Annotated in this window: 16 protein-coding genes and 1 pseudogene; 5 read left to right on the top strand and 12 right to left on the bottom strand. The window is 70.6% G+C overall.

Annotated elements, in window-relative coordinates; translation table 11 throughout:
- Position 1 precedes the first annotated feature (1 nt).
- From ACIBK1_RS05605 to ACIBK1_RS05595, 3 genes are all read right to left on the bottom strand, one after another.
- Positions 2–175: a hypothetical protein gene (locus ACIBK1_RS05605; RefSeq protein ID WP_156080834.1), complete on the bottom strand. Its 174-nt coding sequence runs from the start codon at positions 173–175 to the stop codon at positions 2–4.
- A complete protein-coding gene (locus ACIBK1_RS05600; RefSeq protein WP_396732530.1) occupies positions 172–1425 on the bottom strand; it encodes a geranylgeranyl reductase family protein in 1254 nt (417 codons plus the stop codon). The genes ACIBK1_RS05605 and ACIBK1_RS05600 overlap by 4 nt, the downstream gene beginning before the upstream one ends.
- 162 nt (positions 1426–1587) lie before the next feature.
- On the bottom strand, positions 1588–2310 hold the full coding sequence (locus tag ACIBK1_RS05595; RefSeq protein ID WP_030506852.1) for a demethylmenaquinone methyltransferase: 723 nt from the start codon (positions 2308–2310) through the stop codon (positions 1588–1590).
- A gap of 101 nt (positions 2311–2411) precedes the next feature.
- Here ACIBK1_RS05595 and ACIBK1_RS05590 point away from each other — a divergent pair, with 101 nt between their 5' ends.
- A complete protein-coding gene (locus ACIBK1_RS05590) occupies positions 2412–3659 on the top strand; it encodes a hypothetical protein (protein WP_396732527.1) in 1248 nt (415 codons plus the stop codon).
- Here the strand turns inward: ACIBK1_RS05590 and ACIBK1_RS05585 are convergent.
- Positions 3656–3865, bottom strand: coding sequence for a DUF4229 domain-containing protein (locus ACIBK1_RS05585; protein ID WP_030506850.1), 210 nt, complete (start codon positions 3863–3865; stop codon positions 3656–3658). The genes ACIBK1_RS05590 and ACIBK1_RS05585 overlap by 4 nt on opposite strands.
- Before the next feature lie 259 nt (positions 3866–4124).
- Here ACIBK1_RS05585 and ACIBK1_RS05580 point away from each other — a divergent pair, with 259 nt between their 5' ends.
- Complete coding sequence (locus ACIBK1_RS05580; protein WP_036405550.1) at positions 4125–4346, top strand: BldC family transcriptional regulator; 222 nt, start codon at positions 4125–4127, stop codon at positions 4344–4346.
- 113 nt (positions 4347–4459) lie between these two features.
- Here ACIBK1_RS05580 and ACIBK1_RS05575 read toward each other — a convergent pair whose 3' ends face one another.
- Together ACIBK1_RS05575 and ACIBK1_RS05570 are read right to left on the bottom strand one after the other, a co-directional pair.
- Positions 4460–4696 (bottom strand): hypothetical protein, encoded by a 237-nt coding sequence (locus ACIBK1_RS05575; protein ID WP_030506849.1) that lies wholly within the window; start codon positions 4694–4696, stop codon positions 4460–4462.
- A gap of 9 nt (positions 4697–4705) precedes the next feature.
- Positions 4706–5551 carry a hypothetical protein gene (locus ACIBK1_RS05570; protein ID WP_396732524.1) on the bottom strand — a complete coding sequence of 282 codons (846 nt, stop codon included), beginning with the start codon at positions 5549–5551 and terminating at the stop codon, positions 4706–4708.
- A gap of 262 nt (positions 5552–5813) precedes the next feature.
- On the opposite strand from ACIBK1_RS05570, the gene ACIBK1_RS05565 reads away from it, so the two are divergent.
- Positions 5814–6119 (top strand): PLD nuclease N-terminal domain-containing protein, encoded by a 306-nt coding sequence (locus ACIBK1_RS05565; RefSeq protein WP_051761469.1) that lies wholly within the window; start codon positions 5814–5816, stop codon positions 6117–6119.
- A 34-nt stretch (positions 6120–6153) separates the two neighbouring features.
- On the opposite strand, the gene ccsB is transcribed toward ACIBK1_RS05565, so the two are convergent.
- The 6 genes and pseudogenes from ccsB to ACIBK1_RS05535 form a co-directional block, all read right to left on the bottom strand.
- Positions 6154–7101: a c-type cytochrome biogenesis protein CcsB gene (ccsB, locus tag ACIBK1_RS05560; RefSeq protein ID WP_076440112.1), complete on the bottom strand. Its 948-nt coding sequence runs from the start codon at positions 7099–7101 to the stop codon at positions 6154–6156.
- A 3-nt stretch (positions 7102–7104) separates the two neighbouring features.
- Positions 7105–8880 (bottom strand): cytochrome c biogenesis protein ResB, encoded by a 1776-nt coding sequence (locus ACIBK1_RS05555; RefSeq protein WP_396732520.1) that lies wholly within the window; start codon positions 8878–8880, stop codon positions 7105–7107.
- The gene (locus ACIBK1_RS05550) at positions 8880–9611 is read right to left on the bottom strand and encodes a cytochrome c biogenesis CcdA family protein (protein WP_030506844.1); all 732 of its coding nucleotides are present in this window, start codon (positions 9609–9611) and stop codon (positions 8880–8882) included. The genes ACIBK1_RS05555 and ACIBK1_RS05550 overlap by 1 nt, the downstream gene beginning before the upstream one ends.
- On the bottom strand, positions 9604–10206 hold the full coding sequence (locus ACIBK1_RS05545) for a TlpA family protein disulfide reductase (protein ID WP_363416667.1): 603 nt from the start codon (positions 10204–10206) through the stop codon (positions 9604–9606). The genes ACIBK1_RS05550 and ACIBK1_RS05545 overlap by 8 nt, the downstream gene beginning before the upstream one ends.
- A gap of 181 nt (positions 10207–10387) precedes the next feature.
- Positions 10388–11023: pseudogene (locus tag ACIBK1_RS05540) on the bottom strand (histidine phosphatase family protein); the annotation flags it as partial.
- 12 nt (positions 11024–11035) lie between these two features.
- Positions 11036–11965: a LysR family transcriptional regulator gene (locus tag ACIBK1_RS05535; protein ID WP_030506841.1), complete on the bottom strand. Its 930-nt coding sequence runs from the start codon at positions 11963–11965 to the stop codon at positions 11036–11038.
- Positions 11966–12166: 201 nt separating this feature from the next.
- Between ACIBK1_RS05535 and ACIBK1_RS05530 the strand changes: the two genes are divergently transcribed.
- Both ACIBK1_RS05530 and ACIBK1_RS05525 read left to right on the top strand, forming a co-directional pair.
- Entirely contained in the window at positions 12167–13054 is an 888-nt protein-coding gene (locus tag ACIBK1_RS05530) for an EamA family transporter (RefSeq protein ID WP_396732517.1), read from the top strand.
- 100 nt (positions 13055–13154) lie between these two features.
- The gene (locus ACIBK1_RS05525) at positions 13155–13751 is read left to right on the top strand and encodes a Uma2 family endonuclease (protein ID WP_030506839.1); all 597 of its coding nucleotides are present in this window, start codon (positions 13155–13157) and stop codon (positions 13749–13751) included.
- Position 13752 lies beyond the last annotated feature (1 nt).

The raw sequence follows: 13752 nt of genomic DNA, 5'->3' as shown, positions 1-13752 counted from the left end.
GCTACATGTCCTCGCTAACTCGGTGAATTTGGGCGATCACGAGAATGGCGGAGAGCGCGGCCGGCCGCACGGCCGTCTTCGGGGCCGGCGGCGCTGTGCGCGTCGTCTCGGTCATGCGGGCTTCAGTCATGCGGGTTCGCATCGTGCGGGTTCGCGTCATGCTGGCTTCGGTCATGATGGCGGAGCCACCTTCGACAGGGCGTTGATTATGCGGTCGGAGACGTCGCCCCGCCGGTCTGTGAGATTAGCGAGCAGCTTGAAGGCGAATCTCATCAGGGTGGGATGGGGCATCCCGTGCCGGGTGGCGAAGCTCATCACTCCCGGCCTCCCGATCGCCTCGACGAACAGGCGGCCGAGGGTGAAGTATCCCCCATGGGCGTCTTTGAGGATACGCGGGTAGGCGAGTAATACGCGCTCACGCTGGGCGGGCGTCGGCCGGGACAGCGCCTGGACGATCACCTCGGCCGCGGTCCTGCCGGTCTCCATGGCGTACGCGATGCCCTCGCCGTTGAACGGGTTGATCGACCCGCCGGCGTCGCCCACCAGCACCAGCCCGCGGGTGTAGTGCGGCTGCCGGTTGAAGCCCATCGGCAGCGCGGCGCCCCTGATCGGGCCCGTCATGTTCTCTTCGGCGAAGCCCCACTCCGCCGGCGTGTTCTTCATCCAGCGCCGCAGCAGGTCGCGGTAGTCGATGTTCTTGAACGCGTCGCTGGTGTTCAGCAGGCCGAGGCCGACGTTGGAGGTGCCGTCGCCGACGGGGAAGATCCAGCCGTAGCCGGGGAGCAGCCGCTCGCCGTCCCACAGTTCGAGCCACGTCTCCAGGTAGTCGTCGTCGTGCCGGGGGCTCTTGTAGTAGGTGCGCACCGCCACACCCATCGGGCGGTCCTCGCGCTTGTGCAGGCCCATCGTGAGCGACAGCCGGGTCGAGTTGCCGTCGGCCGCCACCACGAGCCGCGAGCGGTAGGACACCTCTTCGCCGTCCGTTTTGGCCGTCACGCCCACGATGTGGCCGCTGCGCTCGTCGAGCAGCGGGCCTGTAACGTTCACGCCCTCGCGCAGCCGGACCCCCGCGCGCTCGGCGTGCCTGGCGAGGATCTGGTCGAAGTCGGCGCGGGTGCGCACGAGGCCGAAGTCGGGGTAGCTCGACAGCTCGGGCCAGTCGAGTTCGAGGCGCACGCCGCCGCCGTAGACGCGCAGCCCCTTGTTCCTGACCCAGCCGGGCGCGTCGATGTCGACGCCCATGGTGATGAGTTCCTTGACCGCGCGCGGGGTCAGCCCGTCACCGCAGACCTTCTCGCGCGGGAAGCGCGTCTTCTCCAGAAGCAGCACGTCGAGACCGGCGCGGGCGAGGTGGAAAGCCGTCGTCGCACCCGCGGGACCCGCACCGACGACGATGACGTCGGCGTCGACATCTCTCCGCGTCACGCGGGCTTGCTCGCTCACGGGGGACCTATCCGTTCCAGGGAAGGAAGGCCTCGAATTGGTTTAGACCTTCGTGCCTTTGTGAACAACTTCACAAACTGTCGCGCCGCAGTCTAACCCCTTCCCGGCGCACAGTGTCAGAGGGGTATGGCCAAGCACGTCTCATTACGCTTTGACCGCCCGATGCAGGGCCACGATGCCGAGCGTGAGGTTGCGCCAGGCCACCTTCCGCCAGCCGGCCTTCTGAATGATTCCCGCCAGCGACTCCTGATCGGGCCACGCCCGGATCGACTCGGCGAGGTACTCGTACGAATCGGGGTTCGAGCTGACCATCCGGGCCACCGGCGGCAGCAGCTTCATCAGGTACTGCGAATAGACGAGATCGAACGACTTCGGCGTCGGCCGGGAGAATTCGCAGATCACCAGCCTGCCGCCCGAGCGGGTCACCCGCAGCATCTCGCGCAGCGCGTGCTCGGTGTCGGCCACGTTGCGCAGGCCGAAGGAGATCGTCACCGCGTCGAACGTCTCGTCGCGGAACGGCAGGCGCAGCGCGTCGCCCGCGACGAACGTCACCCCCCGCACGCCCCCGCCGTACAGGCCGGAGCCGCCGCGCCGCTCGACGCCGGTGCGGAGCATGCCGAGCGAGAAGTCGCACGCGATCGCCCGCGCCCCGAGCGCGGTGAACGCGTCGGTCGAGGTGCCGGTGCCCGCGGCGAGGTCGAGGACCAGCTCGCCCGGCCCCGCGTCGATCGCCGCCGCCGTGGACTTCCGCCACAGGCGGTCCTGGCCGAGCGAGAGGACGTCGTTGACAAGGTCGTAGCGCCGGGCCGTGCGATCGAACATCGCGGCGACCTCGTGCGGCTGCTTGTCCAGCGATGCGCGCGTCATGCACGCAAGCCTAGGCCGCGAAGGGCGTGCCCCCTCATCGCCGCCACCGGATGAGCGGAACGTAGTTCATCGATTACGCTGCGTCTGCTAGAAATTGGGGAATGCGCGTCACCACCGCACTGCTCCCAGTCGCATCGCTCGTCACCTTTGCCGCCGTCGTCCCCACCGTCGCCGCGTCCGCGGGGACGCCGCAGCCCCGCGTGGTCTCGGAGAACCCGGTCAACACCACTCCGCACGTGCTGGACGGCATCGTCAACGCGTTCGCGCTGGTGGGCCGCACCGTCGTCGTGGGCGGCGAGTTCAGCGCGGTCCGCGAGGCCCGGGGCGGGGAGGACCTGCCACGGTCGAACGTCTTCGCCTTCGACCTCTACACCGGGCGCGTCCTGCCCGACTTCGCGCCGGACCTCGACGGGCCGGTGGCCGCACTGGCCGCCGGTCCCGGCGACACGGTCTACGTGGGCGGCGCGTTCGGCGCTCCCTACCGGGGCCTGGTCCGCCTCAGCGTGGCCGACGGCGCTCCCGTCGAGGATTTCGCCGCCCCCGTCTACGGCGGGAAGGTCACCAGCCTCGTGCGGCTGGGCCAGGCGCTCTACGTCGGCGGCGACTTCAGCAGGATCGGCCGCAGCCCGCGCACCGCGCTGGCCCGCGTGGACGCCGAGACCGGCGCGGTGGACCCCCGGTTCACCGTCACCCCCGGCGACGGGCGCCACGGCGATCCCGGGATCTACGCCATGGCGGCCGTACGCGACCGCTTAGTGGTGGACGGCTCGTTCTCGACCCTGGACGGCCTGCGCCGCCCGCAGCTCGGCGTGATCGACCTGACGACCGGGCGGGTGGCCGGCTGGCGCACCGAGGCGTACGCCCCGGCGTGCAAGCCGAACTTCCCGTCGTACGTGCGGGGGCTCGACCTGTCTCCGGACGGCCGCTACTTCGTGGTCGTCACGACGGGCGGGGCGGCGCGCGGCACCTCGAAGCTGTGCGACTCGGCCGCCAGGTTCGAGACGTACGCGAAGGGCGAGGCGGTCCGTCCGACCTGGGTGAACCTCACCGGAGGGGACTCCCTGTACGCGGTCGCGGTCTCGGGGTCCGCCGTCTACGTGGGCGGACACCAGCGCTGGCTGGACAACCCGAAGGGCGCCGACACGGCCGGCGCCGGAGCGGTCTCCCGGCCCGGCATCGGGGCGATCAACCCCGCCACAGGCAGGGCGCTGCGCTGGAACCCCACGCGGGAAAGGGGAATCGGGGTAAAGGCCTTCCTGACCGTAAAGACAGGTCTTTTGGTGGGAAGCGACACGACGGAGCTCGGGCATGAGTACCATGCCCGCGTCGGCATGTTCCCGGCGACCTAGTTCTTCCCCGCCTCCCGCCGTTTCGCGGCGATGCGCTCGCTCACCGCGTCGCGCTGTTTGGTCAGCAACACGTAGCTGGCCAGGCCGCTGACCAGGACCGCGAGCAGGAGGAGTGGGAACGACCGCAGGCCGACGAGATACAGGACGCCGAGGGCCACAGCGAACAGGCCGAGGCGCGAAAGGGTGTAAACGACAACCGGATGCACAGCGTCGAGGTTACGTCACTCTCACGACGCGCCGGTCTCTCTTCGCATCTGCTGCGGGCACTGCTAGTGTTCACAACAAGGCGCTTTTGTAAAGAAACACCCATGAGCGCCCCAAAGAGGCTCTATCATATAACAATCGGGCACTGAGCCGGTAACAACCCGTGATCTTCTGCGAAAACCACGGATAAATCAGGCTTCGCTCGGCACACTGGTTACCTGTCCGCCCGCTGCAGGACGCGGGACGCGAGGGGGAGAGATTGTGGAGAGTAGCAGCGAGCGACTGCTGACTCCTGGAGAGGTTGCCGCTCTCTTCAGGGTCGACCCGAAGACCGTGACCCGTTGGGCCGCGGCCGGGCGTATCAGCAGCATCCGTACCCCCGGGGGGCACAGGCGATTCCGTGAATCGGAAGTGCACGCCCTCCTTCGCGGTGAGGACGTCTTCACGGCCGAACGGCCGAACGGCGACTCCCCGCGAGTCTGACGAGTACCAGCACCGGGTGATCCTGCGCGCTACCCGGACGCCGCAGGGTCACCGGAGTCAGCCCCACCGTCGAGTCTGCGTCCCCGGCCTGTCCTGCTCCCTTGCCGGGAACGTCAGTCCTGCTCCGCTTTGAAGGCCAGGAACGCCTGCTCCAACGCGTCGTCACCCTCACGCCAGCGGCGCCGCCGCTCGGCGTCCTCCTCCTCGGTGATCGACTCCGCCAGCCAGCGTTCGTAGTCCGGTTCTCCCGGCGCGACCTCCACGTACGCGTTGCCGATGAGGCGCCCGTCATCGGTGGTGAGTGACCTGGGCACGCGCAGCGTGCCGTCGCCGAGCCGGATCACGTACATCCGAATCACCTAGATTCCGTAACGCCGGTTGAAGAAGAGCATGACGTTGAGGGCGGTCCTCGTGTCGCCGCCCAGCATGTCGACAAGGGCCGGACGCTGCCGGGACGCGATCGCCGCGAACGCGTCGGCGAAGAACTCCTTGCGCCCCAGGCCGCCGGGCTGCCGGTGGAACGACGACGCGAACAGCGGCAGGCACTCCTCGTAGAGCGCCGCGAACTCGGGAGAGTCCGAGACCCACTCTCTCGGACCGGCGTCCACGTCGTCCAGCGCGTGTCCGACTTCGTGCATCATCACGTCCGGCGTCGGCGACGGCCGGTCCCCCACCACGATCTTGCGGTCGCCGTACGCGCCGGCGCAGATGTCCCAGGTGGCCCGTCCCGACGGCAGCGGCGCGCCGCGCAGGTAGCCCATGTCGTCCAGGTCGGGCACCCCGCCGCGCCCGACATAGATGCCTTCGAGCCCGATGGCGAGCTTGGTCTTGAGTTGCTCGGGCAGGCTCGCCAGGCTGTCCACGGCCCGCACGGCGTCGGCCGAGGGCGGTCCTTCCGCGGCGTCCCACTCGCGGTGCAGGATGCGCTCCAGCGGCCCGCAGTGCCGCCTACCGTCCCGCAGGTCAGGCGCGTCGGGAGAGTGGGGCGCGGCCCGCGTCGGGAGGTCGTCGAGCTCGAAGTCCTGCCAGATGTAGTGCGGCCGATCGTCCACCACGGGCGCCGTCACGGTGTGGACCCGGTCCACCGGCTGCTCCGGCGGCCAGCCGGGCCAGTCGGCGCCCCACTGCGCCTCCCACTGCGCGCGCCGGCCCTGCGAGCGTTCTGCGGGCCGATCTGCGGGCCGGTCCTGGGTCCATTCCGCCATATGGTCGGCGGCTCGGTCGGAGACCCGGTCGGGAGGGCGCTCCGGGAGGTCACTACGGCGGTGGGAGGACCAATAGGGCCCTCGCTGCCACCACCGCGACCCCCGCCGGTGGCGGCCCCTGTCGCCCGGCTCCGCCATCGCACCCCTCGTCAGGCTCCGCGTTCCCGCCATGCCGTGTACCGGTCCACCGTACGATGCCGGACCGTCCCCGTCACCCCGATGGCCGACACGATCAGTCGCCGGCATGGCTTACCGTGTGGGCATGCCTAGCGTGATTATCGGCCTGGCGCTGCTTGCCCTCTGGCTTTACTGCCTGTTCGACGTGATCACGACCCCCGAGGAGGACGTGCGCAACCTCCCCAAGTTCATGTGGGTCCTCATCGTGATCTTCCTGGCGGACGTGGGCGCGCTGACCTGGCTCCTCGTGGGTCGCCCCCGTAGTGCCCGGCACGCCATGTACGCGGCGGGCGGCGGCGGGTGGGCCCAGAGCGGCGACGTGCCCCGCGGCCCCGACGACGACCCCGAGTTCCTGCGCAGCCTGGAGCGGCGCCTGCGCGACGAGGACTGATTCCCCCTCAGGCGCCGCCCCTCCCCCGCCCGTCTTACTTGGGCACGTCGGCGTAGGAGTGCAGCCCCGAGAAGAAGATGTTGACGCCGATGAGGTTGAACAGCAGGCAGCCGAAGGCGACCAGCGAGACGATCATCGCGGCCTTGCCGCGCCACCCGGCCGTCGCCCGGGCGTGGAGATAGGCGGCGTAGACGACCCACGTGATGAACGCCCACACCTCCTTGGGGTCCCAGCCCCAGTAGCGGCCCCAGGCCCGGTCGGCCCACAGAGCGCCGGCGATGACGGCGAAGGTCCAGATCGGGAAGGAGATGACGATCGCGCGGTGCGCGACGCGCTCCAGGCCCTCCCTGCTCGGCAGCACCGACGGCCGCCCGTCCTTGCGGATCAGGTAGAGGATCGCGCAGACGCCCGCCAGGATGAACAGCCCGCTGGCCACGATCGCCGCCGTGACGTGGATCGCGATCCAGTACGAGTGCAGCGCGGGCATCACCGGCCCGGCCTGGACGTGCAGGAACAGCACGGCGAAGCCCAGCCCGAGTGCCGCGGTCACGGTCACGAACGCGCCGAGGAAGCGGATCGGCTGACGGATCAGCAGCGCGAGGAACGCGGTGACGGCGGCGAAGCAGATGGCCACCACGAACTCGTACATGTTGGCCCACGGCCAGCGGCCGACGGCTACGCCGCGGGTGAGGATGCCGGCGAGGTTGCCGGCCCACGCGATCCAGGTGAGGACCACGCCGACGGTTCCGGCTCGGGCCGCCCACGCGGCCGGCTGCGGGCCTGACGCCTCCGCCGTCTCCTCGGGCAGGGCGGGACCGCCCGCGCCGACAAGCTGCCGCCGGCGTTCGGCCACGACCGTACGGGCCCGGCCGAAGGCGAGATCCAGCGCGTAGCAGATCATCGCGCCGAGATACAGCAGGACGGTGACCAGGATGAGCTGGTCGCTCAGCGTGGCGAGACTCTCATTGACCTCGGCGGGCATCACTCACTCCTCGTCCGGGCGGGCGCCCGGCGCAGTGTTTCCGGTGGGCGCGTCCGGCGCGACGTGCCCGGCGCTTCCGGGTTCGTCCGGCTCGCCGCTCTTGTCGCCGCCCTGGTCACCGGTGGGCGGGTCGTCGCCCGCCCGGTCGCCGGTGGGCGGGTCGTCGCCCGCCCGGTCGCCGGTGGGCGGGTCGCCGCGCAGGGCGGCGACGATCTCCGCGAACTCCTCGGCGAAGGCCGCGCCACCGCCTTCGGTGCGGGTCAGTCCTCCCACCGTGACCGTCCCGTCCTTCACCCGCGCCCAGACGCGGCGGCGGCGGATCGTGAGGGACAGCACGAGCCCGATCACCGCGGCGGCCGCCGCAAGCAGGGCGGGCTCCCGGCCCGGGTCGTAGGTGATCTGGAGGCTGATCCACTCCTTGACGCCGGTGAACTCGATCTTCCCGGCGCCGTCGGCGAGCTCCTTGGTCTCGCCCACGTTGAGCGGGGTCGGCTGGGCCGACATCTTGCCGAGCGGCTTCAGGCTCGTGGTGTCGAGCTGGTACACCGACTGCGGCTGCCCCGACTTCAGGCCGAGGTCACCGGCGAACGGGAAGACCTGCACGGTCGGGTTCGCGGCGCCCGGGAAGACGGACACCCAGGCGTCGCCGTTCGGCACGGTCGTGGGCAGGAAGCGCGCCAGGAACCCGAGCTGGGTCGGCTGCGCGTCCGGCACCTTGATCACGCACTCGGACGTGTACGTGGCCTGGTCGTCGGCCAGACACGGCACCGGGCCGTCGTAGGCCACCTGGCCCTTGCCGTCGGTCACCCGGAACGTGGGGGCGTACCCGTGCCCGATCAGGTAGGTGAGGGTGCCGTTCACGTCGAGCGGGTCGTTGACCTTGAGGTCCACCTCGCGCGGCGCGGCCGTCGGCGAGTCCTGGACGGTGAGCTTGGCGAGGTAGTCGAGGGGCTGGCCCTGCTTCTCCCCCGTGGCCACGTAGCTCGCCTGGAAGTCCTTGAGGGTGAAGGAGAACGGCTCGAGCGACTCGGCGGTGACCCGGCTGCCGGGCATGAAGCGGTCGTAGGCCGCGACGGCGTTGGAGAAGCCGTCGCCCTCGACCACCAGCACGTTTCCGCGATAGCCGAACAGGCCTCCGGCGCCGACGGCGAACAGCAGCACGAGCAGCGCGACGTGGAACAGGAGGTTGCCGGTCTCGCGGAGGTAGCCCTTCTCGGCCGACACCCAGCCGTCGCCGGTGACCACCCGGAACCGCCTGCGCCTGAGCTCGGCGGCGGCCTGCTCCAGCGTGAGCCCGCCCTCGAACGCCTCGCTGTGCGGCAGGCGCAGGAGGTTGCGCGGCGCGGCGGGCGGGCGGCGCCGGATCTCCTTGAGATGCGCCAGCGCGCGCGGGAACACGCAGCCGGCCAGCGAGATGAACAGCAGCAGGTAGATCGCGGCGAACCAGGGTGAGCTGAAGACGTCGAACAGCCAGAACCGGTCGAGCCACTTCGCCTGGGTCGGGTTGTCCTTGAAATACTGCGCGACCCTGCCCGGGTCGACGCTTCGCTGCGGGTAGATGGACCCGGGGACCGAGCCGAGCGCGAACAGGAACAGCAGGATCAGGGCCGTGCGCATCGAGGTGAGCGTGCGCCAGGTCCAGCGCGCCCAGCCGACCACGCCCAGGCCGACGGGCTTCGTCCGCTCCTGTGCCTGCTGCCCGGCCTGCTCCTGCTCGGCCTGCTCCTGTGTGGCGGACTCTTCGCGCACGGCCGAGGCGAGGTCGTCGGGGGCGCTCATCAGATCACCGGCCTGAAGCCGCCGACCCAGACCTGCAGGTGGACGATGATCTCCGACCACTGCCCGGTCACGAGCAGCACGCCGACGGCCACGAGCATCGCCCCGCCGACCTTGGTGATCAGCGGGGTGTGGCGGCGGACCGCCTTGAACGTGTGGAGCGCCTTGCGGTAGGCCAGCCCCGCCACCACGAACGGCAGGCCGAGGCCCAGCGCGTACGCGAAGGCGAGGGCGGCGCCGCGCATCGCGCTGCCCTGGTTCACCGAGAGCGTCATCACCACCGCCAGCGTCGGGCCGATGCACGGCGTCCAGCCGAGGCCGAAGACGACCCCGAGCAGCGGGGCCGTCGCGATCCCGGCCGAGGGAAGCCGATGGATGCGCACGTCGCGCTGGAGGCCGGGGACGATCCCCACGAAGGCCAGCCCGAGGACGATCGTCACCACGCCGAGGACCCTGGTGATCACGTCGGCGTTGCCGTGCAGCGCCGCGCCGAGGCCGCCGAACAGCGCGCCCCCCAGCACGAACACGGCCGCGAACCCGAGCACGAACAGCGCGCTGCCGAGCACCATCCGGCCGCGCTTCGGGTCGCCGCTCATGCCCGTGACGTACGACAGGTAGCCGGGGACCAGCGGCAGCACGCACGGTGAGACGAACGACACGAGCCCCGCGGCCGCCGCGATCGGCGCGGCCAGCAGCAGCGACCCGGTCGCCACGGTGCTGCCGAGGTCACTCATCGGTCACCTTGGTGACGGCCGACAGCAGGTCGTCGTACTTGACCGCGCCGAGCGCACGGGCGGCGATGCGGCCCTGGGCGTCGATGATCAGCGTGGAGGGGATGGCGGCGGGCGGCACCGTGCCCTGGAACTGCAGCAGCACCTTGCCGCTCTGGTCGTAAATGCTCGGGTAGCCGGGCTCGATCGAGCGGTCGTACGCCTGGGCGGAGGCCTTGAGGTCCTTGAAGTTGACGCCGAGGAACTCCACGCCCTTGGACTTGCTGGTCGCCGCGATGTCCTTGAGCACGGGCGCCTCGGCCCGGCAGGGCGCGCACCAGGAGGCCCAGAAGTTCAGCACGTGGACCTTGCCCGCGGTGAGCGTAGCGGTGCCGCCGTCGAGGGTCTGCCCCTCGATCACGGGCGCCTTGTGACGCTGCGCGGCGGCGAAGAATTCGACACGGCCGTCCCCCGCGACGAAGCGCGTGTCGCCGGAGCGGGGCTGGGCCGCCTGGCCGCCCGCGCAGCCGGCGAGGGCCGTCGCGGCCACGGCCGCGGCGACGAGCGCGCTCAGGCGCTTGGCGGTGGCGCGGTCGGCTGTCAGGCGCTTGGCGGACACGGGAGGAGGATCTCCTTGTACTACAACCGGTAGAGCTGTAAGCCTACCGAGCGACGCGCGTGCCCCGTTCGCCGGGTCACACGCCGGGGACGGATCGCGGTCCGGGGGTCTCCTCGTCCTCCGAGCCCGGCCGAAGGACCTCCGGGAGCGCGTCGTCGGCCTTGTCGAACAGCGCGGCCTCGCCCTGCAGCGGCGCACCGGCCCTAAGCAGCGCCCCCGCGGGCTCGCTGTAGCCGACGCTGATGAGCCGGTTGCCCTCGAAGGTCAGGCTGGTGAGACTGGCGAGCGCGCACTGGCGGCGGCGGGGATCGTGCCACAGCCGCCTGCCCTCGGCCGCCAGCCGGATGATCCAGATGGGCAGCTGGTGGCTGACGAGCAGTGCCTCGTGGCCGCGTGCCGCCGCGCGCGCGTCGTCCACGACCGCCTTCATGCGCGCCACGACCTGCGTGTACGGCTCGCCCCAGGACGGACGGAACGGGTTCCTGAAGTGGCGGTAGGAGCGGGGGTCGCGGAAGACGTTGTCGCTCCCGGCCATCCGCAGGCCCTCGAAGACGTTGCCGGCCTCGGTCAGCCGCTCGTCGGTCGCCACCTCCAGGCTCAGTGCCTGGGCGGACGGCGCCGCGGTCTCCTGGGCGCGCTCCATGGGCGAGCTCCACAGCGCGACGATGTCTCTGCCCTCGACGGCCTTGGCGACCACCTCGGCCATCCGGCGGCCGGTCTCGGACAGGTGGTAGCCCGGCAGCCTGCCGTACAGGACCCCACGGGGATTGTGAACCTCACCGTGCCGGAGCAGGTGAACGATGGTCATCTCTGTCATGACCTGGACAGCCTACCCGCCGGGCAGCTCGGAGCACGCGGGGCGCAGCGCGTCGGTGGCAGAACGCAGCGCGTCGGTGGCGGCGCGGATCGCGGGGCGGCGGGCGGCGTCGGTCCGCCAGACCGCGTAGATCCGCCGTACGGGCGGCGGCTGGACGGGCAGGACGGCGACGCCCTCGGGCAGCGGTCCCCGGCCCAGCCGGGGGATGAGCGCGCAGCCGTGGCCCTCGGCGACCAGCGCGAGGTGGGTGGGGTACTCGTCGGCCATGCAGACGATCCGCGGCTCCCGCTCCTCGGAACGAAACAGGAACACCAGGAAGTCGTGACACACCGTGCCGGGGGTCGAGCTGATCCAGTTGTCGCCGGCGAGGTCGCTCAGCCGCACCCGCTCGGCGTTCACCAGGGGGTGGTCGGCCGGCACGACGACGTCGGCCACGTCGTCGAGCAGGGTCGTGCGCGACAACCCTTCGGGCAGCGCCATCGGCCGGTTGAGCCAGTCCTGCAGGACGGCGAGGTCGAGGTCGCCGCGTACCAGCTCGCGGATCTGCCGCTCCGGCTCCCTCTCGTAGAGCAGCAGGTCGAGATCGGGATGCTGTCTCTTGAGCAAGGTCAGGGCGCGCGGCACGATGCCCCGGGCCGCGGTGGGGAAGGCGGCCATGGTCAGCTTGCCGACCACCTCCCCGCGCAGCGCCTCGAAGTCGGCCTCCGCCGTCTCCACGAGCGCGAGGATGCGCTCGGCGTGCTCGGCGAGCAGCCCGGCGGCGTCGGTCAGTTTGACCCCGCGCCCGTTGCGCTCGATCAGGACGGCGCCGGTCTCCCGTTCGAGCTTCGCGAGCTGCTGGGAGATCGCCGAAGGGGTGACCATCAGCGCCTCGGCCGCCGCGCCCACGGAGCCGTAGACCGACACGGCGTGCAGTGCCTTCAACCGGTTCAGGTCCAACATGTAGCCAGTCTAAACCGTTCTGCTTAGAAAAACTTGTTTGCGCTCAACTGTTTAGCGATGCGACGATATATCCATGCGAATCTTCAACAGACTCTTCACGAAGCCCATCCGTTCCGAGCAGACGTCCTATCTGGAGACCCTGGCGCGGCAGACGCGGCAGTCCCGCGACCGCCGCCTCTCCTCGCGCTGATCCGCTGATCCATGCGCCCCCGCCACCTGGCTCTCGCCGTCGCACTCGCCGCCGTCTGGGGCTTCAACTTCGTCGTCATGCAGACGGGTCTGAAGCACTATCCGCCGCTGACGTACGCCGCCCTCCGGTTCCTGCTGGCCGCCTTCCCCGCCGTGCTCGTCGCCGGAGGGCCACGCGTGCCCTGGCGGTGGGTGCTGGCCACCGGCGCGTCACTCGGCGTCGCCCAGTACGGCCTGCTGCTGCTCGGCATGCGTGCCGGCATGCCCGCCGGACTGACCTCCCTGGTCCTCCAGGTACAGGCGGTCTTCACCGCGCTGTTCGCGACCACGCTTCTGGGCGAGCGCCTGGGGCGGCGCCGGATCATCGGTATGGCGGTGGCCTTCGGCGGCCTGGGCCTGATCGCGGCCGACGTGGCCGCGAAGTCGGGGGCGATCCCCTTCGGCGCGTTCCTGCTGTGCGTCGGCGCGGCGGCCGGGTGGGGGCTCGGCAACGTCGCCACCCGCAGGGCCGCGCCGCCCGACTCCCTGCGGTTCATGGTCTGGGTGAGCGCGGTCTCGGCGCCGCCCCTGCTGGCGCTGGCCCTGGCGACCGAGGGGCCGTCCTCGCTGGGGTCGTTCACGGCCGAGGGCGTGGGCGCCGTGCTCTACACCGCGTTCCTGTCCACCCTCGGCGGGTTCGCCGTCTGGGGGTGGCTGCTGGCCCGCTACGACGCCTCGGTCGTCGCGCCGTACAGCCTGCTCGTGCCGGTCTTCGGCATCACCTCCGCCGCGCTGTTCACCGGCGAGCCGATCTCCCTCCTCACGGTCGCCGCCGGCGCCCTCATCCTCGCCGGTCTCCTGTTCGCCAACGCGCGCCCTCGTACGGTTCTCACGCCACCCCCCGTGCCCGCCTCCCGCTGACCCTCGCCCTCGCATGCCGATCGGGAGACAATGGGTAAGGGTCACGAGATTGAGTGGAACGGCTACCGTGAGTGACGAGGATGACACTGAAGTGCACGACGTGAGCAGCGCACTCGAGTACTGGCCGGCGCCGCCTCCCTGGGGGTGGAGCGCGGACGACCTCGATCATCTGCCTTCGGAGGGCCCGAACGGCGAGCCCGACTTCTTCAAACGCGTCGAGCTGATCGATGGAGCACTCGTCTTCATGTCCCCCCAGCGGCGATTCCACCAGAGCCTCATCCGCGGCCTGAACGAACATCTCAATGCTCAGTCCCCAGCACACCTGACCGCCGTCGACCAGATGGACGTCAAGCTGGGGGAGCGTACGCGACCGTGCCCGGATCTGATGGTCATCGACGCCGAGGCCGCGGCGGACATGAACCGTACCTATTACGAAGCGCGGGAGGTCCGTCTCGTGATCGAGATCGTCTCCCCCGAGTCGGTGGAGCGCGACCGAAAGCTCAAGCCCCTACGGTATGCGGAGGCGGGCATCCCGCACTTCTGGCGGGTGGAGGAGAGCGACGGCCGTCCCGTCGTCTACGTGTACGAACGGGACCCCGCCACGGGCGCGTACACGCCGACCGGGATCCACCACGGGCACCTGGCGGTGCAGGTGCCCTTCCCGTTCGAGGTGGATCTCGACCGGCTGGTGAAGTGAG

Origin of the sequence: Microbispora rosea, assembly GCF_044460045.1 — a bacterium.
In the GTDB taxonomy this organism is placed as follows: domain Bacteria; phylum Actinomycetota; class Actinomycetes; order Streptosporangiales; family Streptosporangiaceae; genus Microbispora; species Microbispora rosea.
Note: the sequence above shows the minus strand (reverse complement) of the source record. Positions and strands in the feature narration are given on the sequence as shown.

Bases quoted from the DNA above. Each gene is read 5' to 3' on its own strand.
- ACIBK1_RS05595 (WP_030506852.1), bottom strand. From the start codon at position 2,310: ATGACGCGCGCATCGCTGGACAAGCAGCCGCACGAGGTCGCCGCGATG.
- ACIBK1_RS05575 (WP_030506849.1), bottom strand. From the start codon at position 4,696: ATGTACGTGATCCGGCTCGGCGACGGCACGCTGCGCGTGCCCAGGTCA.
- ACIBK1_RS05565 (WP_051761469.1), top strand. From the start codon at position 5,814: ATGCCTAGCGTGATTATCGGCCTGGCGCTGCTTGCCCTCTGGCTTTAC.
- ACIBK1_RS05550 (WP_030506844.1), bottom strand. From the start codon at position 9,611: ATGAGTGACCTCGGCAGCACCGTGGCGACCGGGTCGCTGCTGCTGGCC.
- ACIBK1_RS05555 (WP_396732520.1), bottom strand. From the start codon at position 8,880: ATGAGCGCCCCCGACGACCTCGCCTCGGCCGTGCGCGAAGAGTCCGCC.
- ACIBK1_RS05535 (WP_030506841.1), bottom strand. From the start codon at position 11,965: ATGTTGGACCTGAACCGGTTGAAGGCACTGCACGCCGTGTCGGTCTAC.
- ACIBK1_RS05605 (WP_156080834.1), bottom strand. From the start codon at position 175: ATGACCGAAGCCAGCATGACGCGAACCCGCACGATGCGAACCCGCATG.
- ACIBK1_RS05590 (WP_396732527.1), top strand. From the start codon at position 2,412: ATGCGCGTCACCACCGCACTGCTCCCAGTCGCATCGCTCGTCACCTTT.
- ccsB (WP_076440112.1), bottom strand. From the start codon at position 7,101: ATGCCCGCCGAGGTCAATGAGAGTCTCGCCACGCTGAGCGACCAGCTC.
- ACIBK1_RS05570 (WP_396732524.1), bottom strand. From the start codon at position 5,551: ATGGCGGAATGGACCCAGGACCGGCCCGCAGATCGGCCCGCAGAACGC.
- ACIBK1_RS05530 (WP_396732517.1), top strand. From the start codon at position 12,167: ATGCGCCCCCGCCACCTGGCTCTCGCCGTCGCACTCGCCGCCGTCTGG.